Annotated in this window: 23 protein-coding genes; 9 read left to right on the top strand and 14 right to left on the bottom strand. The window is 32.4% G+C overall.

Features of this window, described 5'->3' with window-relative positions:
* Positions 1-269: 269 nt before the first annotated feature.
* The gene (locus ACVCXO_RS14660) at positions 270-1,328 is read right to left on the bottom strand and encodes an endonuclease/exonuclease/phosphatase family protein (protein WP_452230340.1); all 1,059 of its coding nucleotides are present in this window, start codon (positions 1,326-1,328) and stop codon (positions 270-272) included.
* Positions 1,329-1,467: 139 nt separating this feature from the next.
* Here ACVCXO_RS14660 and ACVCXO_RS14655 point away from each other — a divergent pair, with 139 nt between their 5' ends.
* The 3 genes from ACVCXO_RS14655 (at position 1,468) to ACVCXO_RS14645 (ending at position 6,204) form a co-directional block, all read left to right on the top strand.
* Positions 1,468-4,239 (top strand): carboxypeptidase regulatory-like domain-containing protein, encoded by a 2,772-nt coding sequence (locus tag ACVCXO_RS14655; protein ID WP_452230339.1) that lies wholly within the window; start codon positions 1,468-1,470, stop codon positions 4,237-4,239.
* 83 nt (positions 4,240-4,322) lie between these two features.
* The gene (locus ACVCXO_RS14650) at positions 4,323-5,738 is read left to right on the top strand and encodes a DUF5689 domain-containing protein (RefSeq protein WP_452230338.1); all 1,416 of its coding nucleotides are present in this window, start codon (positions 4,323-4,325) and stop codon (positions 5,736-5,738) included.
* Positions 5,739-5,826: 88 nt separating this feature from the next.
* A complete protein-coding gene (locus ACVCXO_RS14645) occupies positions 5,827-6,204 on the top strand; it encodes a hypothetical protein (RefSeq protein ID WP_452230337.1) in 378 nt (125 codons plus the stop codon).
* 36 nt (positions 6,205-6,240) lie between these two features.
* Here ACVCXO_RS14645 and ACVCXO_RS14640 read toward each other — a convergent pair whose 3' ends face one another.
* Positions 6,241-7,209, bottom strand: a complete 969-nt coding sequence (locus ACVCXO_RS14640) for an endonuclease/exonuclease/phosphatase family protein (protein WP_452230336.1) — start codon at positions 7,207-7,209, stop codon at positions 6,241-6,243.
* 307 nt (positions 7,210-7,516) lie between these two features.
* Here ACVCXO_RS14640 and hflX point away from each other — a divergent pair, with 307 nt between their 5' ends.
* Complete coding sequence (hflX, locus tag ACVCXO_RS14635) at positions 7,517-8,734, top strand: GTPase HflX (protein WP_452230335.1); 1,218 nt, start codon at positions 7,517-7,519, stop codon at positions 8,732-8,734.
* A 671-nt stretch (positions 8,735-9,405) separates the two neighbouring features.
* Positions 9,406-11,667 carry a transglycosylase domain-containing protein gene (locus ACVCXO_RS14630; protein WP_452230334.1) on the top strand — a complete coding sequence of 754 codons (2,262 nt, stop codon included), beginning with the start codon at positions 9,406-9,408 and terminating at the stop codon, positions 11,665-11,667.
* Between the two features lie 121 nt (positions 11,668-11,788).
* Here ACVCXO_RS14630 and ACVCXO_RS14625 read toward each other — a convergent pair whose 3' ends face one another.
* From ACVCXO_RS14625 to ACVCXO_RS14590, 8 genes are all read right to left on the bottom strand, one after another.
* Positions 11,789-12,739 carry a DUF3078 domain-containing protein gene (locus ACVCXO_RS14625; RefSeq protein ID WP_452230333.1) on the bottom strand — a complete coding sequence of 317 codons (951 nt, stop codon included), beginning with the start codon at positions 12,737-12,739 and terminating at the stop codon, positions 11,789-11,791.
* A gap of 94 nt (positions 12,740-12,833) precedes the next feature.
* The gene (locus ACVCXO_RS14620) at positions 12,834-13,352 is read right to left on the bottom strand and encodes a DUF2480 family protein (RefSeq protein WP_452230332.1); all 519 of its coding nucleotides are present in this window, start codon (positions 13,350-13,352) and stop codon (positions 12,834-12,836) included.
* A gap of 151 nt (positions 13,353-13,503) precedes the next feature.
* Positions 13,504-14,019 (bottom strand): carboxypeptidase regulatory-like domain-containing protein, encoded by a 516-nt coding sequence (locus tag ACVCXO_RS14615; RefSeq protein ID WP_452230331.1) that lies wholly within the window; start codon positions 14,017-14,019, stop codon positions 13,504-13,506.
* 12 nt (positions 14,020-14,031) lie between these two features.
* Complete coding sequence (locus ACVCXO_RS14610) at positions 14,032-15,867, bottom strand: ABC transporter ATP-binding protein (RefSeq protein WP_452230330.1); 1,836 nt, start codon at positions 15,865-15,867, stop codon at positions 14,032-14,034.
* Positions 15,868-15,880: 13 nt separating this feature from the next.
* A complete protein-coding gene (locus ACVCXO_RS14605) occupies positions 15,881-16,204 on the bottom strand; it encodes an iron-sulfur cluster assembly protein (protein ID WP_055442204.1) in 324 nt (107 codons plus the stop codon).
* A 112-nt stretch (positions 16,205-16,316) separates the two neighbouring features.
* A complete protein-coding gene (locus ACVCXO_RS14600; protein ID WP_452230329.1) occupies positions 16,317-16,739 on the bottom strand; it encodes a SufE family protein in 423 nt (140 codons plus the stop codon).
* Between the two features lie 52 nt (positions 16,740-16,791).
* A complete protein-coding gene (locus tag ACVCXO_RS14595; RefSeq protein ID WP_452230328.1) occupies positions 16,792-17,592 on the bottom strand; it encodes an META domain-containing protein in 801 nt (266 codons plus the stop codon).
* A 52-nt stretch (positions 17,593-17,644) separates the two neighbouring features.
* On the bottom strand, positions 17,645-18,859 hold the full coding sequence (locus ACVCXO_RS14590; protein WP_452230327.1) for an aminotransferase class V-fold PLP-dependent enzyme: 1,215 nt from the start codon (positions 18,857-18,859) through the stop codon (positions 17,645-17,647).
* Positions 18,860-18,967: 108 nt separating this feature from the next.
* Here ACVCXO_RS14590 and ACVCXO_RS14585 point away from each other — a divergent pair, with 108 nt between their 5' ends.
* The 4 genes from ACVCXO_RS14585 to ACVCXO_RS14570 are packed head-to-tail and all read left to right on the top strand — an operon-like array spanning position 18,968 to position 21,663.
* Positions 18,968-19,312, top strand: a complete 345-nt coding sequence (locus ACVCXO_RS14585) for a PadR family transcriptional regulator (RefSeq protein WP_452230326.1) — start codon at positions 18,968-18,970, stop codon at positions 19,310-19,312.
* Positions 19,303-19,731, top strand: a complete 429-nt coding sequence (locus ACVCXO_RS14580) for a hypothetical protein (RefSeq protein WP_452230325.1) — start codon at positions 19,303-19,305, stop codon at positions 19,729-19,731. Before ACVCXO_RS14585 ends, ACVCXO_RS14580 begins: the two co-directional genes overlap by 10 nt.
* Positions 19,732-19,758: 27 nt before the next feature.
* Positions 19,759-21,423, top strand: a complete 1,665-nt coding sequence (locus ACVCXO_RS14575) for a serine hydrolase domain-containing protein (RefSeq protein ID WP_452230324.1) — start codon at positions 19,759-19,761, stop codon at positions 21,421-21,423.
* 60 nt (positions 21,424-21,483) lie between these two features.
* Entirely contained in the window at positions 21,484-21,663 is a 180-nt protein-coding gene (locus ACVCXO_RS14570) for a hypothetical protein (RefSeq protein WP_452230323.1), read from the top strand.
* 175 nt (positions 21,664-21,838) lie between these two features.
* Here the strand turns inward: ACVCXO_RS14570 and sufD are convergent, their stop codons facing one another.
* From sufD to sufB, 4 genes are all read right to left on the bottom strand, one after another.
* The gene (sufD, locus tag ACVCXO_RS14565; RefSeq protein ID WP_452230322.1) at positions 21,839-23,152 is read right to left on the bottom strand and encodes a Fe-S cluster assembly protein SufD; all 1,314 of its coding nucleotides are present in this window, start codon (positions 23,150-23,152) and stop codon (positions 21,839-21,841) included.
* A 133-nt stretch (positions 23,153-23,285) separates the two neighbouring features.
* The gene (gene sufC, locus ACVCXO_RS14560) at positions 23,286-24,038 is read right to left on the bottom strand and encodes a Fe-S cluster assembly ATPase SufC (RefSeq protein WP_452230321.1); all 753 of its coding nucleotides are present in this window, start codon (positions 24,036-24,038) and stop codon (positions 23,286-23,288) included.
* 109 nt (positions 24,039-24,147) lie between these two features.
* Positions 24,148-24,564, bottom strand: coding sequence for a hypothetical protein (locus tag ACVCXO_RS14555; RefSeq protein WP_452230320.1), 417 nt, complete (start codon positions 24,562-24,564; stop codon positions 24,148-24,150).
* A gap of 81 nt (positions 24,565-24,645) precedes the next feature.
* Positions 24,646-26,094: a Fe-S cluster assembly protein SufB gene (gene sufB / locus ACVCXO_RS14550; protein WP_452230319.1), complete on the bottom strand. Its 1,449-nt coding sequence runs from the start codon at positions 26,092-26,094 to the stop codon at positions 24,646-24,648.
* Positions 26,095-26,126: the final 32 nt, after the last annotated feature.

Genomic DNA, 26,126 nt, shown 5'->3' with positions numbered 1-26,126 from the left:
GCGAAGCAATAGAAGATGCGTTTTGTTTATTAATCTCCTGTAAATAATGGTTTATTATGATAGGTTTTTATAATAGTCAAATTGAGGTACTTTCTTAATGTCCATCGAATTATAACACATGCATGGAAACTAAAAACGACCTTAAAATACATTACGTATTCTAAGGTCGTTTCTCATTTTATTAAAACCCTCGAGTTTAAAACGCTTCTCCTTTTTTCAAGGAGGAGTGGATTCTGTTTCCGAAAAGAAACAGGAGACGAGGTGGTTTTCTATTCTTTAATTTCTTTAACAAGAAAAGTGTACACCGGAAAGTGATCGCTAAATCCGTCCGTAAATCCACCATCTGCAAAGCTACGTTTTGGATATCCTTTATATCTTCCCTTTTTATTTACTAAATAGTTTTTATTAAAAATTCCAGCTTTATATAATGTGAAAGAAGAATAATCTTTTTCAATTAATGGCTTTGTTACCATAATTTGGTCAAATAAACTCCAAGCATCTCTATATGCTGTTGTACCTAAACCTTCTTTTTTAAACATATTATAATACGGATTATAAAGTCCTTTAAAGCCAACTTTATCTTTATCATTTTGTGCTTTTAAAACATCGGTAACACTTGCGTTAGTGGGATCATCATTTAAATCTCCCATGATAAATACTTTAGCATACGGATCATTAGATTGTAAGGAGTCTAAAAGTCGCTTAGTAACCTTAGCCGCTGCAACACGTTTAGGTCTACTACGCGCTTCTCCACCACTACGAGAAGGCCAGTGATTTACAATTATGTGAATCATTTCATCATCTAATTTACCACTTACTAGTAATTGATCCCTAGAGTATTTACGTTCTTTTGTTTTATCATCATAAATTTTTAATTCATGACTACTTGTAGATAAAGGAGTGAAGTATTTTTTTTGGTATATAAGAGCAACATCAATACTTCTAACATCTGGTGAGTTGTAATGCACAATGCCATAATCTTGATGGATTAATGCCGGGTCATTAACAAGATCTTCCAAGACTTCTCTGTTTTCCACTTCAGAGACACCCAATATTACAGGGGAGTTATTGGTGACGTCTTTTCCTATTTCAGAAATAACACGGGCCATATTTTTAATCTTCTTTTGGTAAACTTCAAACTGCTTTGTTTTCATTTCCATTATAGGACTTCTTTCGTCAAATTTACTTGGGTCATTAATAGTGTCAAATAAATTTTCAAGGTTATAAAATCCGACAGTATGGATTTTGAATTTTTTCTTTTCTTGAGCTTCTGCGGTGAAAACGACTGTTAAACACAGGGCTACAAGCCAGAATTTTAAATTTTTCATGAATGTGAATGTTATGTTATAGTTATGTTAATACAAAACTCCTGCCAAATGTAGATATTTATTATAAATAATGTAAATTTGTCTGCTTTAAATAATAATTATTTAATGTAATAAGAGTTTACTAACTATAAATTTAAGTATGCAAAAAAGATTACTAATTCTTTTCTTCGGAATTTTAACAGGCTTTACCACATTTGCTCAGCAAACCATGGTAACGGGAAGTGTGAAACAACCAATTTCTCTAGAGCCTATTTCAGATGTTACTGTTACTATTGAAGGAACAAACATTTCTACGTTTACAAACGAGCTAGGAGTGTTTACGTTTAGCAGTGATTTGCCATTAGGCGAACAAGTTTTAAGATTAACTAAAGAGGCTTTCGTTCCACAACGTTATCCTATTGTAGTTAATGAAGGTAAAACATTAACCATAAATGATATGGTTATGGAAAGAGACTTATCAGGAAATGATTTGTTTACTATTACGCTTTCTGATGATGAATTAAATGATGATACTACTGGAGCAGATAATATTTCTGGTCTTCTTTCTTCGTCACAAGACATTTTTCAACGTACAGCGGCTTTCGAGTTTAGTTCTTCTTTCTTTAAAGTAAGAGGTTTAGATTCAGATAACGGTTCTGTTTTAATTAATGGAATTGAAATGAACAAGCTATACAACGGAAGACCACAATGGAACAATTGGGGTGGACTTAACGATGTAATGCGTAACCAAGAATTAACTTCTGGTTTAACGCCGTCTGCGTATAACTTTGGAGGTATCTTAGGAACTTCTAATGTGAACGTAAGAGCATCTAGTTATAGAGAAGGTGGACGTGTAACGTATTCTTCTTCTAATAGAAGTTATACAAATCGTTTAATGGCTAGCTATGCTTCTGGAGCATTAGAAGGTGGTTGGGCATATACAGTTATGGCTGGAAGACGTTGGGGAAATGAAGGATATCAAGATGCTTCATTATATGACTCTAATTCTTTTTTCGCATCTGTTGAAAAGCAATTTGGAGACAAACATAGCTTAAACTTTACATCGATCTATGCACCAAATAGAAGAGGTAAATCTTCACCAAATACACAAGAAGTATACGACCTTAAAGGTATTAAGTATAACGAGTATTGGGGATATTTAGATGGTGATAAAAGAAATTCACGTATCAAAGAAGTAGAAGAACCAATTATTATGTTAAATCATTATTGGGATATTAGCTCTAAAACTTCATTAAATACCAACGTTGGTTACCAATTTGGTAAACTAGGAAATAGTCGTTTAGATTATTCTGGAGGTTCTAATCCAAGTCCAGCGTACTACCAAAACTTACCAAGTTATTATTTAGCAGATGATGATGGTCCTGATAATGCAGGAGCTTATTTAGCAGAACAAAACTTTTTAAATGATGGTCAAATAGATTGGGAGTCTATACTTACAGCAAACCAAAACAATAATATAGAAACGAATGGTAGTGATCCTGCAGCTTATGTATTATATGAAGACCGTGCAGACGATAAGCAACTTACTTTTAATTCTATTTTAAGTTCAGAAATTAATGAAAACATTTTAATTAATGCTTCTCTTAATTATAAGAAATTAAAATCTGAAAATTTTGGAGAAATAATCGATTTATTAGGTTCTAATGTAGGAGCTTTAAATGTAGATTCTTTTGATAACTTTCAATATGATAACCAAAACCCAGATCGTTTAGTTGGGGAAGGTGATAAATATAGATACAACTATAACTTATATGCAGATGTACTTTCTGGATATGCGCAAGCACAGTTTAAATATAATAAAATAGACTTTTTCGTTTCTGGTAGCCTTTCTAGTACTACATACCAAAGAGAAGGTTTATGGCAACACAGTAATTTTCTAGATACTTCAGATGGAAAAGGAAAAGAGCTTACCTTTAATGGTCTTGGTGCTAAAGCAGGATTTACGTATAAAATAACAGGAAAGCATTTATTCGATGCGAATGCTGGTTATATTGAAAGAGCACCTTCTTTACGTAATACATTCTCTAACTCAAGAGAGAATCATAATGTGGTAAGAGGTATTGAAGAAGAAAAAGTAACTTCTTTTGATGCTAGTTATATTTTTAGATCTCCAATTATAAAAGCGAGATTAACAGGATTCTATTCTACCATTAAAGATGCTAATGAAGTAGGTTTCTACTACGCAGACGGATTAAGTGGTGATGCTATTGCAGAAAATGAAACTTCAGCGTTTGTACAAGAAGTTTTAACAGGAATTAATAAAAGAAATATTGGTGTAGAATTTGGTATTGAAGCACAAGTAACACCTACTATTAAATTAAAAGCTGCCGGTTCTATTGGTGAGTATGTTTATGATAACAATCCAGATTTATACTTAACTTCAGCTGGTTTTGATTCGGCAGATGGTTCTATTTCTTACGGACAAGCAAATCTTAAAGATTATAAAGTAGCAGGAGGCCCACAACGTGCAGCTTCTGTAGGTTTTGAATACCGTGATCCTAAATACTGGTGGTTTGGTGCAACAGCTAACTTTTTCTCAAATGCATATACAGATGTGAATGCATTAACAAGAACAGAAAACTTTTATTTAGATGCTGATGGATTACCATTTAATGATTATGATCCAGAAGTAGCTACAGAGTTATTAAAACAAGAAGAATTTGACAACTACATGGTTGTAAATCTTGTTGGTGGTAAATCTTGGAAAATAGATCAGTACTATATTGGCTTTTTTGCTAGTGTAGGTAATGTATTGGATAAAGAGTACAAAACTGGTGGTTTTGAACAAGGTAGAAATGCAAATTACAGAGAGTTAAGAGACGATAATGCGAATCCATCACGTGTGTTTGGAGCAAAATATTGGTATGGTCGTGGTGCAAACTACTTTGTAAATGTGTACTTTAGATTCTAAAAAAAGAAAAATTAATTATAATAATATTACGAATTATGAAATGTAAAACATTCACGAATTCAAAAATTAAAAATAAATACGCCATGAAAAGAACGAATAAATTTTTAACGTTAATACTAACAATGGTAGCTGCAATAGCTATCACATCTTGTGTGCAAGATGACGATTATACAATTCCTAGTAGTTTAGGACAAGATGAAAATGATGCTTTAACTGCTATGTTAGCTACCGCTACAGAAGTAGATATGGCTTATGTAAAAGCATTGTATATCGAAGATGGAGAAGGAACAGTTCCTTTTCATGTAGAGAATGATGTGTATGTAAAAGGATATGTGTCTTCTAGTGATAAATCAGGAAACTTCTTTAAAGAATTTTTTCTTCAAGATGCGCCTTCTAACCCAACAGGAGCTTTAAAAATCACTATTGACCAAGTAGATACGTACAACCAATATAACCAAGGACGTGAAGTATATATTTACTTAAAAGGACTTTATATTGGAGAAGAAAGAGTTGGAAACGGAATTACTACTATTGGTGGAGGTACAGAATTCGATCAATATGGTGGTACGGTTACCAGAGTAAATGAAAACCAATTTAGAGATAATATTTTACGTTCTGATGTAACAGAAGAAATGGTTCCTTTAGAAGTAACTTTTGCTACATTAACAGATGAGCAGGTAGGTGTTTTTGTTCAAATTAATGGCGTACAGTTTGCTGATAACTTAGCTGGAGAGCGTTATTTTGATGCGGTTCAAGTATATGATACACAAAGAACTTTACAAGCTTGTGATGGATTTACCTATTCAAATATGTCTTTAGAAACGAGTTCTTTTGCTAATTTTAAAGAGCATTTATTACCAGAAGGTAATGGTTCTATAAAAGCAATTGTAAACAAAACTTTTGATGGTAGTACACGTATTCTAGCTTTAAATGCTGTGGAAGATGTAGATATGGAAGCTACAAGATGTAGTCCTTTAGATTTGGATGAGTTTGAAGTAGTTTATGAAGAAGATTTTGTTGGTGGTTTAAATGGATGGAATGTTATTAACACGGATGGAAGTCAGGAATGGTATCCAGCATCTTTCGGTGGAGTTTCTTATGTTAGAGGTTCAGGTTATGATGGTTCTAATGCAGTTACAATGGTTAGCTGGTTAATCTCACCTTCTTTTGATTTTGATGCGCAAGCGGATGAAAAAATGGTATTAGAAATAGCGGATGCTTTCAGTGACGCAGGAGAAGAGCCTTTAAAAGCTTACTATTCTACAGATTATGTTGCAGGAAGTGATCCTTCTACAGGTACTTGGGTAGAAGTAGGAGCAGCTCAAATTGAAGCGTTACCAATTAATGGTGGATTCTTCGATAATGTATATGATGCTACTAATTTTATTGATCTTTCTGGTGCAACTGGAACTGGTTTTATTGCTTTTGTTTACGATAGTAATGATGCAGCAATCTCTTCCACAAGAGATTTAGGTAATGTTAAAATATTAGCTCCTTAATTAAAATATTAAATTGGCTAATTAGTCTTAAAACCTGCTAACCAAAAATTAGCAGGTTTTATTTTTTAAACCATATATTTATTAAAAAATGACACTTTTCGATACTTTATTCTTTAGCGTATTTAAGCATTATAAAGATGCTAAAAGCAAAAAAGCAAACCAGCTAGCAACCGTTTATATTTCGGTTTTACAATGTGCTTTATTGTTACTTTTAGGTACGTTTTTTGCTGGTTTTTTCAAGCAAATGAATATGACAACAATGTCTCAAGACAAAGCAATTGTCATATTTATATTAGTAGGTATATTTATATTTTTTAAAAACTGGATGCAATATGCAGGTAGAAAACGAAAAGTACTAAACGCTAAAATGCTAAATAAGAAATCCGCTGGATATAGTATTTTTATGCTGTGGTTACTTCCAGTTGCTTGTATAGGTTTATCTGTAGTTATTTATCAAGCGATTTAATTTTTTAGTATAATTTATAGAACACGGAATACTCTTTTACACCTTCTTCAAAGTAACGTACACAGGAAAGTGATCACTATAACCACCTTGATATTTTTTGCCAACGTAAGTTCTAAAAGGCGAACCTTTGTATTTCCCCGTGGAGAGTTTTAAAAAATCTTCATCAAAGATATTGGCTTTTTGAAAAACTAAACCGTTTTCGGTGGTGTCCGAAAAGTTTTTTGTTATAAATATTTGGTCAAACAAAAACCATTGTCTGCGATGTTTTGAAGTTCCTCTAGTAAAAGAACGTAAGGTTTCCATCGGATTAAATAAATCAAAACCACTAATCAAGCGTTTTATACTATTACTGGAAGGATCATCATTAAAATCACCAATAACTATAATTTTAGCTTCCGGATCATTTAGTTTTAAATTAGAAATAATTTCACCAACCTTATTCGATCCAGCCATTCTTTTGTGTTCTGTCTCTCTTTCGCCTTCGCGTCTCGAAGACCAATGATTTACAATAACATGTGTTTTAAAACCATCTAATACACCCGAAACCAGTAAAACATCTCTTGTGTAATCTGGTAAACCTGCATCATTATATAACTCTAATGAAAAATTTTCGGATGCGGCTACAGTAAAAACGGTTTTGTCATAAAGTAAAGCAACATCAATGCCTCGTTCATCTTTAGAGTCGTAATGCACATAATTATAATTACTGTTTTCTAAATGTTTTGAAGCAATGATATCTTTTAAAACCTTTGCATTTTCCACTTCAGCCAAACCAATAATTGCAGGATTTTTTCCGTTCTCCTTTCTTCCTATATTAGAAATTACATAAGCTAGTTTTCTGATTTTATTCTTATAACGTTTAGCGGTCCAACGTTTATCTGCTTTTGGCAAAAAGTCATTATCATGCTTTTGTTTATCATCAAAAACATCAAACAAATTTTCCACATTATAGAAAGCTACAGTATGAACACTAGGATTTACAGGAATTTCGGAATAATCAATCATTAAATAATTTGTTTTATACTAGGCATTTGCCAAATAGGTAAGTCTTGAGGCTCCATATTAACAGCAAACGGGTCTTTTGTCTTTCCTCAAAAATATAAAAATTAAACCGCTTACAATTACAATTGTCCTATCTCCTTCCAAATAACCATAATAAAACGCTCTTTTTCCCTTTCTGCTTCAACATAAAAAGAAATTATAATGAAGGCTATGCTTTATTTAGCTATTTTGTATAAAGAAAAAAATCATCATTTTACTTTATAGTGGTTTAAAAGTAGAAATGGTATAACTTTGTACTTTAATTATACATATGCTAGAAAAGAAAGATATTGAGCTTGAAAAAGCTGTTTTAATAGGAGTAATAACTAAAAGTCAAAACGAAGACAAGTCGCAAGAATATTTAGACGAATTAGAGTTTTTAACATTTACTGCTGGAGGAGAAGTTTTAAAACGCTTTACCCAGAAAATGGACATGCCTAATCCTAAAACCTTTATTGGTAAAGGGAAAATGGAAGAAGTACGTAAATATATTGAAGAAAATAATGTGGGTACAGCCATTTTTGATGACGAACTATCTTCTGCGCAAGAACGTAATATTAGTAAAATATTAGAATGTAAAGTATTAGACAGAACCAATCTTATCTTAGATATTTTTGCTCAAAGAGCACAAACTAGTTACGCTAGAACACAAGTAGAATTAGCACAATGCGAATATTTACTGCCGCGATTAAAAGGAATGTGGACGCATCTAGAAAGACAAAAAGGTGGAATTGGAATGCGCGGACCTGGAGAAACAGAAATTGAAACAGATAGACGTATTGTAAGAGATCGAATCACCTTACTGAAAGACAAAATTAAGACCATAGACAAACAAATGTCGGTACAGCGAGGTAATCGCGGCCAAATGGTAAGAGTCGCGCTTGTGGGGTATACAAACGTTGGGAAATCGACTTTAATGAATGTGGTGAGTAAAAGTAAAGTGTTTGCCGAAAACAAACTTTTTGCAACACTAGACACCACCGTGCGTAAAGTAGTAATCCAGAATTTACCGTTTCTTTTAAGTGATACCGTAGGTTTTATACGTAAGCTACCAACACAATTGGTAGAAAGTTTTAAAAGTACTTTAGACGAGGTTAGAGAAGCAGATTTACTGTTGCATATTGTGGATATTTCACATCCTAATTTTGAGGAACACATAGAATCTGTAAATAAAACGCTGGGCGAAATAGATAGTACAGACAAACCAATGATTATGGTTTTTAATAAGATCGATGCCTATAAAGCAGAACCTTATGATGAAACCGATTTAATTACAGAACGTACCGAAGAACATTATTCTTTAGATGAGTGGAAAAAAACCTGGATGCACAGAGTTGGTAAAGATAATGCGTTGTTTATTTCTGCGTTAAACAAAGAAAACATAGAAGGCTTTAAAAAACGAATTTATGATGAAGTTCGTGAAATTCATGTCACCCGTTTTCCATACAATCATTTTCTGTATCCAGATTATACCGAAGAAGAAGAGTAAATTCCTGTGTAGATAGAAATTTCAAAATCAAAAATCCCAGGCCTTTATGTTTGGGATTTTTTTTGTCCAATTTTTTAAGGTGTACTGCTTATCATTATTTGGTTTATGAAACGGAATTCTAATTTAAAATGCAGTTAAAAACGTCACTTCGAGTGCTTTCGAAGCTTGAGAAATTGTATCCTAAAGTTGGGCAATTTGCTTTTGGTAGAAAAAACCAAAAACAACCACGCTTTACACGGTATCTTTTTTTTCATGCTTCAAAAAAGGTTAAGACTATTGAGGAATAGTCGAACGGTTGCAATCGTTATCGCAGGCTAACTTGTTAAATTTATTTTTTTTACGTTTTTAATTACGCATTTGCTAAGTTCCTAAATGGCTATTTGCTCCAGCTAATGAAATTAGTTTAGGTTGCAAATTAGGAAGTACTATTTTTTAATGGCGATGTACGTTCTTCTTATTTTGATAATTTAGGAATACCTTAAAAAAATAGTAGTAATACGATATCGTTGAAGATGACTTATTTTTTGGACGCTAATACGTTTAAGAGGCATGACAAATAATCCTATTTTGTAGTTTAGCGATTTAAAATAGTGACTTGTTAGCTAACGGCGTATAATTATTAGATACTTTTGTAACTAAATAAATCTGTTTTTTTCTCGTTATAGCTACTTATGATTAAGCAAAAATTAATTTCATTATTAAAAAGAAAATGGATAAAAAGAGCCATTATAGCAATTGCAGGAGTCTTTGTTTTATGCCTTATTTTTTTCGCTAGTATTTATTTTGGTGCATTTGGCAAATTACCAAACATAAGAGAATTAAGTAATTTAAAACAAGCGGAAGCAACCCAAGTTTTAGATAAAGATAGTAAGCTTATTGGTAAATATTATATTTACGATAGACAACCATTAACCTATCCGGAATTTCCAGAGCACCTTTTAAGCGCTTTAATAGCTACAGAAGATGTTCGTTTTTATGAGCACGATGGTGTAGATAATATTAGTTTGCTTCGTGTTTTTTTTAAAACAATTTTATTTCAAGATAAATCTTCGGGAGGTGGAAGTACAATAACACTACAATTGGCTAAAAACCTGTACGGAAGAGATAATCACTTTGCTTTTAGTACTATAATAAACAAGGTAAAAGAATCTATAGTTGCCAAACGAATAGAACAGATATACTCTAAAAAAGAAATATTAACAATGTACCTTAACACGGTTCCTTTTCCAGATAATACCTATGGCATAGAAAGTGCTTCTCGTAAATTTTTTAGTGTTCCTACATCAAGTTTAAACTTATCTCAAGCAGCAACTCTTGTGGGGACTTTAAAAGCAAATAATTTTTATAATCCGAGACGTAATCTAGAAAACAGTAAGCAAAGACGCGATGTAGTACTGCAACAAATGCTTAAGTATAATTACATAACCGAAACCCAATATACAGCGACTATAAAAGAATCTATAGCTTTAGATTACCAATCTTTTAATCATGATTTGGGCGTAGCGCCTTACTTTAGAGCAGAATTAAAAAAAGAGTTGGCTATTGTTTTAAAAGACTATAAAAAGCCAAATGGAGAAGCGTATAATTTATATAAAGATGGTCTAGTTGTACACACGACATTAGATTATCAAATGCAGAAATATGCAGAAGAAGCAATGCAATCCTATCTCGCAAAATTGCAAGAAGCTTTCGAAGCCTCTTATGGGAAAAATGCACCATGGAAGGTTAATAAGAAACTAATTGAAAATGTAATTAAAAAGCTTCCTTCATATAAAAAATATAAAGCACTTGGTTTAAAAGAATCACAAATTATGGATTCACTTTCTATGAAGCATGAAGTCGAGGTGTTTGATTGGAAAGAAACTAAAACCCAAAACATATCTACCATAGATAGTGTACAGCATTATTTAAAGTTTTTAAACACTGGCATGATTGCTTTAGCACCTAAAACAGGCGCTGTGAGAACTTATATTGGAGGTATAGATTATCGTTTTTTTAAATACGATCACGTTTCCCAAAGTGAACGTCAGGTAGGCTCCACATTTAAACCTTTTGTTTATACTGCAGCTATAGAAAACGGTATGAAACCATGTACCTATTTTTCGCCAGAAGCAATTACCTATACCGATTATAAGAATTGGACACCAACAAATTCTGGAAGTAACGAAGAAGATCCATACATTAATTTCAATCTTGAAAAAGCATTAAGTCAGTCTATAAATACTATTGCTGTAAAAGTTTTAAATGAAGTAGGTATAAATAAAGTTTTAACCCAAGCTAAAGAATTAGGAATCACAAAACAACTTCCTAAAGAACCCTCTTTAGCTTTAGGTGTAGCCGAAATTAATATAAAAGAACTTGCCGGAGCTTATGCTAGTTATGTGAATAATAGCAAGCCTGTTAAACCTTATTTTATTACTAAAATTGAAGATAAGAATGGTGTAGAAATTGTGTCTTTTAAAGCGGAAGTAAAAGAAACTAAAGCATATAGTGATTATACAAGGCAAGTCCTCTTACAAATGATGAAGTCTACTGTTAATTCTGGTACGGCAGCTAGATTGAGATCGACTTATAATCTAAAAAACAATATTGCGGGTAAAACAGGAACAACGCAAGATAATAAGGATGGCTGGTTTGTTGGGATTACTCCTAACTTAGTTACTGTCAATTGGGTTGGTAACGATAATTATAATATAGGTTTTAAAACCACCGGATTAGGTCAAGGTGCAAATTCTGCATTACCAATTTTTGCTAAATTTTACCAGAAATTAAATGCAGATTCCAATTACAGTTCTATAACTAAAAGTCGTTTTGAAAATCCTTCCAATGAAGTTCTTGAAGCATTAAATTGTGAAGAAGAAAAACGAGATGATTTTTTGAAGAGACTCTTTAATAAAAAGAAGAAGGAACGTAAGTTTAATAAAAAGGATTAGTTTTTTGTTTCCTTCTTTTACTGTTTCATAGTTACATGAAGAAAAAATGAAACATATAAATAAAAAAAACGCGCTTCATAGAAGCGCGTTTTTAATAAACTAATTTTTCTTTTTCTAATAATTAAAATCCGTAGTTAAAACCTACACCAAAAGCTTCTCTAATTTGGAAACCATTAGGGTTTGTGTTATCGTCATAGATTGCTTGAAACACTAAGTTCGCAGAAATGTATTTGTTTACGGACATAGAAAGATTCATTGTATAATCGATATCTACATTTTGAGGATCTTCTAGGTAGTTAGAGTATAATGCTACTATGTTTTCCATAGAAATATTCTTCGCTATGTTTAATTTGTAGTACCCTCTTAAAGCAGCGCCTAACTCAAAACGAGAAGTATCACCAGCATCAGTACCAAAGCTTCCAGCAAATTCATCATGTACCAAAATTAATTTTGCAGCAGCAGGAGAAATCATAACATTTAAGTTATCCGATTTTTTCCAAAACATGCCAGGACCAGCTTGAAAATAAGCAGGAGAGAAGAAATGTGAAGTAGTAGCTACACGAGCGTTGTCTACATATAAATATCCTTTATCCATTTGTGTTTTAAAGTTAAAGTATGCTGAGTAATACCAGTTACCAGTTGCTTTTTTACCACCAATAGAGTTGAATTCTATTCTGTCATTCGATTTTGTAAAATCTTCAGCTCCTTTGTTTTTGTTTACTCCGTAATCCACAATTAACTTGTTATCCCAAACATAATCTCCTTTAACTAAGTTTGCATCGTAGTTGATTAATAAGTTAGCAGCAGTATTACCAATACCTCCACCAGTCCATTCGTTGTTGAATGCAGATTGGTTAAATGTCACTAAAACATTCCCACCTTTTCTCCATCCTGGTAAAGCATTAATCTGAGCTTGTAAAGCATTAGCTTCTGCTTGAGCCGCATCTGCGATTGCTTGCTTTTCTGCTTTTTGTGCGTGTAATTCTTCTTTCGTTAATGTGTTTTCATCTGTCTGTGCATTTACTGAAGCTACTCCAATAAATAATGCAGCTAATAAAAATATTTTTTTCATCTTGTTTTGTTTTTTGAAGGGGCAAAAATAAGTATTAAGACAACAATAATGTATAACTGAATTTGCTTTTTCTTATTAAAATAGGTGAAACTGCTTATTTAATCGATGAAGTACTTTTAAAAAGAGGTACAGAAGAGCAAGCTTCGCCAAACATAATGGATTTAGCAACTGATTTTAACTTGCTGGTAATCATTATATAAGCGCTAGAAGGTACTGGTTTTTTAGAACAACCTTTTATAATTATTGGTTTGTCTTTATAAGTCGTAATATCTAAATTGGTAATAATGTCTTGGTATAAATAGGATTCTAAAGTTTCTAAATTACCTAAAACAGTAGTTTTAGCAAAAGGTTCTAACTGAATAGTTAAAAGCATGTATGCCCAATCTGGTACTATGGCATCTGTAGTGCAAGTTAATGCTACCAACGCATCTTGGTATTGCGACCAGTCGTGCTTTTTAACGATCGCTCTAAAATCTTTTTCACGAAGAACGAATCCTTCATAAAGCCAGTCTTTAATATCAAAGAGTACGCGTCTGCCTTGCGGATAATAATCCTCAAGATCAAAAACAACTAGTTTACTAGTTGCTACGCGATTTATAATTTCTTCAGCCATACTACGAAGATACGTGTTTTAAATGATTAGTTTTATGGGCGTTCAAGTGAAATGTATTTAATAAATTTTGTAACGATTACGCCTTGACTATGGTTAGTAAAGGAATGCATAGAGCTTAACTATTGAATTAGCAATTAGCCAATTTTTTTTATTAGCTTTTAAGATATTTATTATAGGCTTTTTTACTCTCAAAAATAGTGTCCATTGCTATAGTTTCAGAAGAGGATTCCGTATAAATTCTCAATTCGCGTATTTCCCCAGGTTTAAAATTTAAATTTTCAAAGTTTAAAGTTGGAGTCCTACCATATTCGTAAGGTATTATTTGTAATTTGTATAAGCCATTATCTATCTCTCTTTGAAAATCACCATTAGAATCCGTAATTGTTTTAAATTCTTTGTTGTTTTCTTTATTAATAAAAATTAGTTCCATGCCTTTTCCTACAGGTGCATCATAATTACTCATCTTTCCGGTAATAGAAACAATTGTCGTGTCTGCAATCCCTTTCAAATTATTTTCCTTAATCTCACCATAAAAAAGTGGTTGGAATTTGGCTATTTTAGCTATATAAGGTTTTTGTATTATACAAGAATAAAAACTAATGGATATCAAGGAAACGAAACAACAATATCGAAGTGAAATCTTTCTGTTTTGAATGTGTTTTTTCATAGTACTAGCAACTTATTGGTAACCTTCTGCTTGCAGTGTGAATAATTCGGAATACAAAGATTTGTTTTTCATGAGTTCTTCATGTGTTCCCATTTCTAAAACACGTCCTTCTTCTAGAACCAAAATTCTATCTGCTTGTCTTACGGTGCTAAATCTGTGTGAAATAATGACACTCGTTTTAAATTGGGTTAAACCAATAAAACGGTCAAAAACTTCGCTTTCTGCTTTCGCATCTAGTGCAGAAGTTGGTTCGTCTAAAATCATAACTTTAGCATCTTTCATATATGCTCTTGCTAATGCTACTTTTTGCCATTGCCCGCCAGAAAGCTCTTGTCCTTTTGAAAAACGTTTACCAAGTTGTTGGTCGTAACCAAACTTTAAATCTTGCACGACTTCATTCGCTAAACTAAGTTCGGCTGCATTTTCAATTTTAGATTGGTTGTCAATCTCGCTAATATCACCAATGGCTATATTTTCTCTAACAGTAAATTCGTACTTAAAAAAGTCTTGAAAAATAACACCAAAATATTCTTGATACTTTGCTTTGTCAAATCTGTTAATATTAATACCATCTAATAATATTTCGCCAGAAGTAGGTTCGTAAAAGCGTAATAATAGTTTGGTTAATGTGGTTTTTCCTGCGCCATTCTGACCTACAAAGGCTAATTTTTCGCCAGCTTTCATAGTAAAACTAATACCTTTTAGTATTTCGTTATCAGATCCTGGATATGCGAAATGCACATTTTTAAATTCAAATCCTTCCTTAATCGTTTCCGGAAGTGACATATCTTCTTTATGTGCTGGTGCTATAGAAATATCTAAAAAATCAAAATAATCTTTTAGGTATAAAGAACTTTCGGTAATTCTTGTAAACTTAGAAAAGAAGTCTTGTAAGTTTCTAGTAAGTCTGTTAAATGCTCCAGATAAAAAGGTCAATTCCCCTAAAGTAATCACTCCTGAAATCACTCTATATATTATGAAAACGTATGCGCCATAATAACTTAAAGTCCCTAAGACATTAAATAAGAATCCTAAAGCTGAACGTTTTACCGCTAGTTTTTTATTAAGATTATAATATTCATTGGAGAGGTTTTTAAAACGATCGACTACAAAATCGGTTAAACCAAAGAGTTTTATTTCTTTTGCCGTTTTATCGTTTGCGCCAATAAATCGTAAATAATCTAATTCTCTTCGTTCTGCTGTCCAACCTCTTGCTAAAGAGTATTGTTGTTGACTAAACCAAATTTCGTTGATAAACGAAGGAATAATACTTAATACTAAAAGGAGGATTAAATACGGTTCAAAATAAATTAAACCAGCGACTAAGGTGAGTATCGATATTAAGCTTTGTACTTCGCCTAATGCGTTAGACATTAATCCTACGCGACCTGTGGTTTGTGTTCTAGCGCGTTCTAACTTATCATAAAACTCAGAATCTTCTAAAAGACTGATGTTTATTTGATTTGTTTTTTTTATGATTCTTATGGAAGAATCTATGGAATACGAATCACCTAGTAAACTATCGGTTAATGAAATGGCTCTGCTGACTAAATCGGATAGAATAATTAATCCAAATTCTATGGCCACATAGGTCCAAAGTAACGTTAAATCAGATGCATCTACTTTGGTTTGAAGAATTATTTCATCAATAATTATTTTACCAAACCAAAGTATCACTACTGGTAATACGGCACCAATTCCTCTACAAAAAGCAGATAATAAGAAAAGCTTTTTGTTGGTTTTCCAAATCTCTTTAAAGAATCTAGGAATAAAAACTAGTGCGCTAAAAGATTTTCTTAAGCTGGTTTTTTTACCATCTTTAAGAGATTTAGGTGCTTGTCTAGCCATTTATATTTTTTAATTAAAGCATTCCAAGCTCTAACTTGGCTTCTTCACTCATTAGGTCTTGATTCCAAGGTGGATCGAAAGTAATTTCTACTTCTGCGTCTTTTACCTCGTTTATAGATTTAATTTTCTCTTCTACTTCTAAAGGAAGTGTTTCTGCAACAGGACAGTTTGGTGTTGTTAAGGTCATTAAGATTTTTACTTCGTAATCTTCATTAACAAAAACATCGTAAATTAATCCTAATTCGTAAATGTCTACAGGAATTTCTGGATCGTAAATCGTTTTGATAACGGTTACAATTTTTTCTCCTAATGCTGCTGTATCTATAGTTTCGCTCATCGAAATTTTATTTTTTTCGTTCCCATGTATATGAGAATCTTTATTTTTTATTTCCGCGAAAGCGGAAATCTATTTTTATAAAAACACGTGCTGGTATGTACAAGAAGTATTTTTATTGTAATTGTGTTTGGTATGCAATAGCATACAGTTTTAATTGTTTAATCATACTAACTAAACCGTTTGCTCTGGTAGGAGACAAATGTTCTTTAAGTCCGATTTGGTCTATAAAATCGGTGTTAGCTTCTAAAATATCTTTTGGATGTTGGTTAGAAAAAACACGAATTAATATTGCTATAATTCCTTTTGTAATTATGGCATCACTATCTGCAGTGAAATCTATTTTATCGTCTTTTAACTCTGCATGTACCCAAACTTTACTTTGGCAACCTTTAATAATGTTATCTTCGGTTTTATATTGTGCATTAATTAAAGGTAAATCTTTTCCAAGATCTATCATGTACTGATAACGTTCTTCCCAGTCTTCAAACATGGCGAACTCCTCAATTATTTCGTTTTGTATTTCTTGAATATTCACGTGATTTTATTTTATGCAAAAATACAATTAAGTATTATTTTCAGCATTATAATTATTGCTTTTCACTCAGACTAAAAATAGTATTTACTAAATCTTCAATTTTGGAATTTGGTTTTCCAGCATCAAAAGTTTTAGTACTATATGTTGTACCATTTTTAGTGATTTTTAGTGTTGCTGCTGCGGCTCCATCATATTGATGCGCTGCAGAAGGTGACTCTAGACTTCCTAATTCTTCTAAGTTTAAAACTTCGACTTTGTTAAATATATCTGTCGTTTCTTGTGCACTAAACTTTCTTGCTTCTGTTGCAGAACCTCTTTGTTTTTGAGAAATAATGCTATCGTTTTTAATCTCTACCTTAAAAAAACTACCTCTTGTAGACGAGATATACTCTATAGAATAATCATCTCCTTGGGCTATTTTTGAGTTCAAATTTTTAGTAGCAAAGATAAAATCCTTTTTATTGTTTCTTAAAGTTAGAATATTATTGTCAACGGAAAAATTTGTAGTTCCTTCTAATATTTTTAGAAAGTTTTGTTCTATATCCATATAGCGTTTGCAATGCATTCTTGTAGACATAAAAGTTCCAAATTTTATAGTGTTTCCTTCCGTAGAATACGTTGCAGAAAAGTTATTGCAACCTGCAAACCCGGAAACTTTGTTGTTGGTTGCATCAAAATTTAAATGGCTGTTCTCTGGTAATTCTTTATTGTCAATAAATGACGAAATCATATATTTTCCAGAAAGTGTCTCCGTTTGTTTCGCTTTTATATTGTCTTCTGTATTTGCTGTAGCTTTTGTATTTCCGCAGGATTCAAGAGCTAAAAAAGTTAAGAGTATAGTAATAAATTTCATAATTTTCATTGGTTAAAATTTAAAGTATAATATACAAAAAGGGCGCCAAACTTTACGAAAGCATCATTTTCGCTTTCTTTACTCCGGAAACCAAAACATCAATTTCTTCTTTGGTATTATAAAAAGCGAAAGAAGCACGAACGGTTCCTGGGATTTTAAAGTAATCCATAATAGGTTGCGCACAATGATGACCAGTTCTAACGGCAATTCCTAATTTATCTAAAATGGTTCCCACATCATAAGGATGAATCCCTTCTAAATTAAAGGAAATAACCGAAGTTTTGTTTTTTGCTGTCCCATAAATTTTTAAGCCTTCAATCTCTAAAAGTGCTTTAGTTGCGTATTCTAAAAGTTCATGCTCATAGGTTGCTATGGCATCAAAACCAATAGCATTCATATAATCTATGGCTGCTCCAAACGCGATTCCACCGCAAATATTTGGTGTTCCTGCTTCAAACTTATGCGGTAATCCTGCGTAAGTAGTTTTTGTAAAACTCACTTCTGCTATCATTTCTCCACCACCTTGATACGGAGGTAATTTGTTTAGCCATGCTTCTTTTCCGTAAAGCATACCAACTCCGGTTGGACCACACATTTTATGTGCAGATGCTACATAAAAATCTACATCTAGAGCTTGTACATCTGGTTTTACGTGCGGACAAGCTTGTGCGCCATCAATTAGAACAGCAGCACCAACTTGATGTGCTTTTTCTATAATTTCTTCAATAGGATTTATGGTTCCTAAAGCGTTAGAAATATGATTTACAAAAACAAGTTTCGTGTTTTCGTTCAGTAATTTGTCGTATTCAGACATTACCAATTCGCCATCTTGGTTCATTGGAATCACTTTTAAAATAGCACCCGTTTTTTCACATAACATTTGCCAAGGCACTATATTACTATGATGCTCTAAAGCAGAAACAATAATTTCATCTCCTTTTTGTAATAACGAAGAAAAACCACTAGCTACTAAATTGATACTGTGGGTTGTTCCAGAGGTATAAATAATTTCGTGCGCATGTGCTGCGTTAAAATGTTTTTGAATGGTATGTCTTGCAGCTTCGTATTTATCTGTTGCTTCTTGACTCAATGTATGTACACCACGATGAATGTTGGCATTGTAATTACTATAATAATCTACAATAACATCTATTACTTGTTGCGGTGTTTGTGATGTTGCTGCATTGTCAAAATACACCAACGGTTTACCGTTTACTTGTCTTTTAAGTATTGGGAAATCGGCTCTTATTTTCTTCAAATCTAACATGCTACAAATTTACGTTTTGTTTCATAAAACTAGTATAAAGAAAATATAAAAGATAAAATTTATTATAATTTTATTACAATGCATTTAAATAAAATGTATCTTTGAAATATGTATAGCAAAGAATTAACAAAAGGAACCTTACAACCTATCATTTTAAAGCTGATTAGCGAAAGCGAAAAAATGTATGGTTATGAGATAACACAAGAAGTGAAGAAATTGACTTCTGGTAAGATCGATATATCGGAAGGCGCATTATATCCTATTCTACATAAGTTGGAAGCTAAAGGCGTTTTAGAAACCGAAAAGGTATATATAGGAAAACGTGTTCGGAAATATTATACGGTCACTTCGGAAGGAAGAAAGGTTGCAGAAGCAATGACTCAAGAGGTTAATAATTTTATAAGCACCTTAAATTTAATTTTTAACCCTAAACCTAGTATAGAATGCAAATAGAAGAAAAACATATTGACTTTATAGAAAAGAGTTTGAAGTTTTACGGTGTAAAATCGGAAAGCTTAAGAGAAGATTTAGTAGATCATATTTGTACCTATATAGAAAGCCAAGATGCTAATGATTTTAACGCCTTGTATCAAGAAGCTTTGCAAAAGTTTGGTGGTTATGCTAGTTTTCAAAACCTACAATTAGAAAGCAATTTTCAGAAAATAGAACAACAAATGACAGTTTTAAGTAAGCTTCAGTTTATTGGAGGTCTTCTTTTAATAATACTTCTGGTATTAGGTTTTACATTTAAAATCATGCATTGGCCCTATGCCAATTTATTTATGCTTTTGAGTTGTGCTGTTTTAGTAATGTTTCTTGCTCCAGTTAGTTTATATGGTCGATATAAAAAATCTATTCACAAATTTTCTTAGACTAAAAACAATTCCAAATTATAAGCAATGCGAAATTTAAAACAGTATCCTACTATTTTTTGTTTATGGATTTGTGCTTTTTTAAGTGCTCAAAATAAGTACACTTCAGAGATTGATCAACTTCTGGAAAAATATCAAAGTGTAGATGCACCAGGTTTTAGTGTTAGCGTTATATCTGGAAAGGAAAGTATATATGCTAAAGGTTTTGGTTTGGCTAATCTGGATTATAACATTAAAAATTCGGACACTATTATTTTTAGTTTGGCTTCTATAGGAAAACAATTTACGGCTTCTGCTATTTGGGTATTAGTTAACGAAGGTAAGATTGGCTTAGAAGAGGATATACGTAAATATTTGCCTGAATTTCCAGAATACCAACAACCTATAAAAATTAAGCATTTATTAAATCATACCAGTGGTATTCGAAATTACCATGCACTAATGGCTTTATCTGGATTTGATTATGATAAAACATATTATGATAATAATACGGTTTTTGAATTAGCATGTAAGCAAAAGGGCTTGAGTAATCTTCCTGGTGAAAAAGTAGCGTATTCTAATACGAATTATACTTTGTTAGCAATCCTTATTGAGCGAATTTCTGGGCAAAATTTAAATGAATTTTTAAAATTTAATATTTTAAATCCGCTAAAAATGCATGCTACTTTTGTGCGAGTAGCAAATGGTAAAACGATAAAGAATAAAGCAGTTGGTTACCAAAAACAAAATAATGAATTTGTGTATTCTTCTAGTAATCAATTAAGCTATGGTGCTGGTAGCATGGGATCTTCTATCAACGATATGGCGATTTGGATGCGGATGCTAAATGAACAAATTTTGGAGTTTAAAGGGTTGTCTCAATTCTTGAAAGCCACCGAGATTCTAAAGGATGGTGAAAAAGCAAAATATGCACGCGGTATCATGATAGATACTTATAAAGGTAATATTGTTGCAAGTCATGGCGGATATGCTTTTGGAGGTAGAACGCAATTAATTACTATTGCTGAAAAGCAACTAGGGATCCTAGTACTCACTAATTTGCAATCTATAGATGCGCCAAGTATTGCGTATCAAATTTTAGATATTCTGCTATCTGATGATAATAATAATGTAGTAGTTCATAAAGAGGAAGAAGTCTTTAAGCAAGCTAGATTAGATAAATATATTGGCGATTATAAGGAAATTAATAGTGATATGACTATGCAGTTATTTGTGGAGAATGATACCCTAAAAGCTAAAGGGTCGATAGGTAGAAGTGCAACTTCGTTACTGCAATTCGCCGCTAATAAATTTCACAGAAAAGATAGTCAGCAAGTGAAATATGATTTTACACCTGCAAGCCATCATGATATGATTATTCTATTTGGTGGTACGCCTTTTTATTTTAAACGTGCTACGTTAATAGATCCAGAAACGGTGAATAGTACTGATTTTGTAGGTTCTTATTTTTCGGAAGAAGTTGGTGTTACCTATCGTTTTTTTGTAGCGGATAATGTTTTTAAATTATCTTATAAAAACAATGAAAATATACCTTTGCATCCGATTCAGTTAGACGAATTTGGAAATAATAGCAGAACACTTTATCGTTTTACTAGAGATAAAGAAAATCATATAATAGGAATGCTTTTGTATAGTGAAGGTACTATAAAAGATATTTTTTTTAAAAAAGAAGCGAGTATTAATCGATCCTAATTAGTCTGTTGGAGTTTTTTTAATTCCATAAATTTTATCCATTTTCTTAAACTAAAAACTATGAAAAAATCATTTTATGTTGTTGGCTTTTTAACTTTTTTTATACTTGGTATTGGCGCTATGTTTGAATTTTTAACTTGGCCGTATCGAGGTGTTGTTGTTTTTATTGGATTCTTGTTTTTGAATTTTGGTTTTATACCAATGTATTTTTATCAGAAGTATCAGGGAGTGAAAATTTAGTTTCTAGATGTATTAAAAACAAAAACGGCAAACATATATTGTTTGCCGTTTTTGTTTTTTAGCCCAGATTGCGGCTTTGTTGGAGCTCCTCGAAGAGAGCGACTGCCAAAAGCTGGATTAGCTTCAAATAAAAAATATTTTAGTTATCTTCTAAAGATTCCTGACTGCACAGGAATTAAAGATCAAAACCAATATTTACACCTAATTTAGTTGCGATAAGTTTGTTAATACGTTTCTTTAATTCCGGAATTTTCACCGATTCTAAAACGTTATTTGCAAATGCATACATTAATAAAGCTTTGGCTTCTTTTTCTGGAATACCACGAGAACGCAAGTAAAACATAGCGCTTTCATCTAACTGCCCAATAGTACAACCATGTGAACATTTTACATCATCTGCAAAAATTTCTAGTTGTGGCTTTGAGTTTATCGTTGCTTTGTCGCTTAACAAAATATTGTTATTAGACTGAAATGCATTGGTTTTTTGCGCTTCTTTATTTACCACTACTTTACCATTAAAAACTCCTGTTGCGCTATCGTTAAAAATACCTTTGTAGTCTTGATGACTTTCGCAATTAGGTTCTATATGATGCACTAATGTGTTGTGATCTACGTGTTGTTTGTCGCCAATAATAGTGATACCATTTAATGTAGAATCCATATATTCTCCATTTTGGTAAAAGTTAAGATTGTTACGTGTTAACTTTCCGCCAAAACTAAAGGTATGCACTGCAACATGACTTTCGCGTTTTTGATTCACAAAAGTGCTGTCTATTAAAGATGCGTTAGAATTGTCGTTTTGAATCTTATAATAATCTACAATGGCACGTTTGTTTCCAAAAATTTCGGTGACACTATTGGTTAAAACAGGATTGTCTGTTAAACTTTGGTGACGTTCAATGATTTGAACATGCGAATTTTCGTCTACAACAATTAAGTTTCGTGGTTGTTGCATTAAAGCAACTTCGCTTCCTGTAGAGAAGTGTATGATTTGAATTGGCTTATTCACCAATTTATTTTTAGGAATATGAATATAAGCTCCTTCTTGTGCAAATGCTGTATTTAATGAAGTGATGCTATCTTTTGTAGCTACTTTATTAAAATAGTTTTCAATAATTAGACGATATTTTGGTTTGCTTAAAGCAGCAGACATCAAACATACGTCTAGTCCATCATGTGTAGTTTGCGATAAATGCGAAGCGAATTTACCATCTATAAATACAATATTATAGGTGTCTATGTCATTAATAAAATACTTTTTAACATCACTATATTCTATGGCATTTTCTTGTTTTGGGAAAACACTATAGTCATGTTTTAAAATATTGTTTAACGAGGTATATTTCCAAGCTTCTTCTTTTTTGGAAGGAAAGCCTTCCGTTTCAAAAGTTTTTATAGCTTCGGTACGAATATCATGTATTGGACTATCTAAGTCTGCATGATTTTCGAAAGCTAAAAAGGAGGAAACTAATTTTTCTTTTAAATCCATTTTTTTTTAGTTGTTAGTTATTAGTTCATGGTCGCTAGTTTTCACTGTCGACATGAAACCGTAAACTAATTTAACTTAAGTAATTACTATATCTAGCTTAACTAAAAGCCAACAACGAATTACTAAATACTAATTATGCGTTTACTTCTTCTTTAATCCAGTCGTAACCTTTTTCTTCTAACTCATGTGCTAGAGCAGCGGTTCCAGATTTTACAATTTTACCATTGTATAAAACGTGTACAAAGTCCGGTTTTATATAATCTAGTAAACGTTGGTAATGTGTAATTAAAATTACAGCATTGTCTTCGCTTTTTAACTTATTTACCCCATTTGCTACAATACGTAATGCATCGATATCTAAACCAGAATCTGTTTCATCCAGAATAGCAAGTTTAGGCTCTAACATGGCCATTTGAAAAATCTCATTACGTTTCTTTTCACCACCAGAAAAACCTTGGTTTAAAGATCTAGATAAGAATTTTCGGTCTATTTCTAATAACTCTGATTTCTCACGAATCATTTTTAACATGTCTTTTGCAGGCATGTCATCTAAACCTTTTGCTTTACGATTTGCGTTGATAGCCGTTTTAATAAAGTTGGTTACCGAAACTCCAGGAATTTCTACAGGATATTGAAAAGAAAGAAAAATACCTTTGTGTGCGCGTTCTTCTGCAGCAAGTTCTTCGATGTCTTCCCCATTTAAAAGAATGGTTCCATCGGTAACTTCATATTCTTCTTTTCCTGCAATTACCGAAGCTAAAGTACTTTTACCAGAACCGTTTGGTCCCATGATTGCGTGTACTTCTCCAGCTTTTACTTCTAGATTAATTCCTCTTAAAATTGCCTTGTCTTCTACACTTGCGTGTAAGTTGTTAATTTTTAACATATATAATTGAACGTTTAAAATTCTAAATTAATTTTGTTCGGACAGTCTTCTCGATGGATTTTTTACAAAAATCACTGGGACTGTCGCAAACATGTTGGTTAGAATTTATTTACTTGTTTCCTAATTTAACTACGTTTTCTGCTTGCATTTCAATAGCAGAAATATTTAATATTTCTTTAATTTCTACTTGATTATCCCAGCCTTCTTTTCCTTCTGGTTTGGATTTAATAGCTCCTCGAACTTCTACCATTACGAAGTCGGTATCTTCTTTTTTAAAGTCTTTGGCTTTTTTGTTTAATTCGGTAACTTTATCATTTAAAATAACGCCGTAAATCTCATTTTTAGTTTGTAATACTGCAGCATCTGCATAATATACAAACTCTCCTTTAAGTAAGGTTAAACCGTCACTTTGTTTTACTGTTCTACCATCTTCTGTTTCGGTGGTTTCTGCATTTTCCTTTTTTGCTTCGTTTTTACAGCTTGTAAATGCTACCGCTAATACTAATAAGAATACTAATTTTTTCATAATTATTTTTCCGTGCAAACGGAAATCTCATTTTAATTAAACATTGGTTATATATAATTTAGACTTGTCAAGTCTGTTATATTATCCTACAGAACCTTCTAGAGAAATTTCTAAAAGCTTTTGGGCTTCTACAGCAAATTCCATCGGTAATTTATTTAATACATCTTTACTAAAACCGTTTACAATTAATGCGATGGCTTTTTCGGTATCAATACCACGTTGGTTACAGTAAAATAATTGGTCTTCACCAATTTTACTTGTCGTTGCTTCGTGCTCTATTTGTGCTGTTTTATTTTTAACTTCTATGTATGGAAATGTGTGTGCTCCACATGCATTTCCCATTAATAAACTATCACATTGGCTAAAGTTACGCGCATTTTCTGCACGAGCGCTTACTTGCACTAAACCTCTATATGAGTTTTGTGATTTTCCAGCCGAAATACCTTTAGAAATAATAGTTGATTTTGTGTTTTTACCTAAATGAATCATTTTGGTTCCTGTATCTGCTTGCTGATAATTATTAGTTACCGCAATAGAATAAAACTCACCAACCGAATTGTCCCCTTTTAAAATACAAGAAGGATATTTCCATGTTACCGCAGATCCAGTTTCTACTTGTGTCCAAGAGATTTTTGCGTTTTTCTCGCATAAACCACGTTTAGTTACAAAGTTGTAAACACCACCTACACCTTTATCATTTCCTGGGTACCAGTTTTGCACGGTAGAGTATTTAATTTCTGCATCGTCTAAAGCAATAAGCTCTACAACTGCTGCGTGCAATTGGTTTTCGTCACGACTTGGCGCGGTACAACCTTCTAGGTACGAAACGTAACTACCTTCGTCTGCAACCAATAATGTGCGTTCAAATTGTCCGGTTCCACCTTGATTAATTCTGAAATAAGTAGATAATTCCATTGGGCATTTTACACCTTTCGGAATATAACAAAAAGAACCATCACTAAATACTGCTGAATTTAAAGCCGCATAAAAGTTGTCTTTTATTGGTACAATAGTTCCAATATATTTTCTTACTAATTCTGGGTGTTCTTGTATTGCTTCCGAAATTGGCATAAAAATAATACCTTTTTCTGCTAATGTCTTTTTGAAAGTCGTCGCAACCGAAACAGAATCCACAACAATATCCATTGCGACATTGTTCATCTTTTTTTGTTCGTCTACAGAGATTCCTAGTTTTTTATACATTGCTAATAGATCTGGATCTACATCGTCTAATGTTTTATTAGGATCTACAGCTACAGGAGCCGAGTAGTATGCAATCGCTTGAAAATCTGGCTTTGTATAATTTACATTCGCCCAATCTGGCTCTTCCATTTCTTGCCAAACCTTAAAGGCTTCTAATCTCCAATCTGTCATCCATTGTGGCTCATTTTTCTTTTTAGAAATAGCGCGAACAATATCTTCATTTAATCCAATAGGAAATGTTTCAGATTCAATATCTGTAAAAAAACCATATTCGTATTCTTTGGTTTTAAGCTCTTCTCTTAGATCGTCTTCTGTATATTTACTCATATCAAAAATTTAATTTTAAAGTCTTCCTTACC

It is taken from the genome of Lacinutrix sp. MEBiC02404, from assembly GCF_053601575.1.
This window is presented reverse-complemented; position numbering and strand designations above follow the sequence as displayed.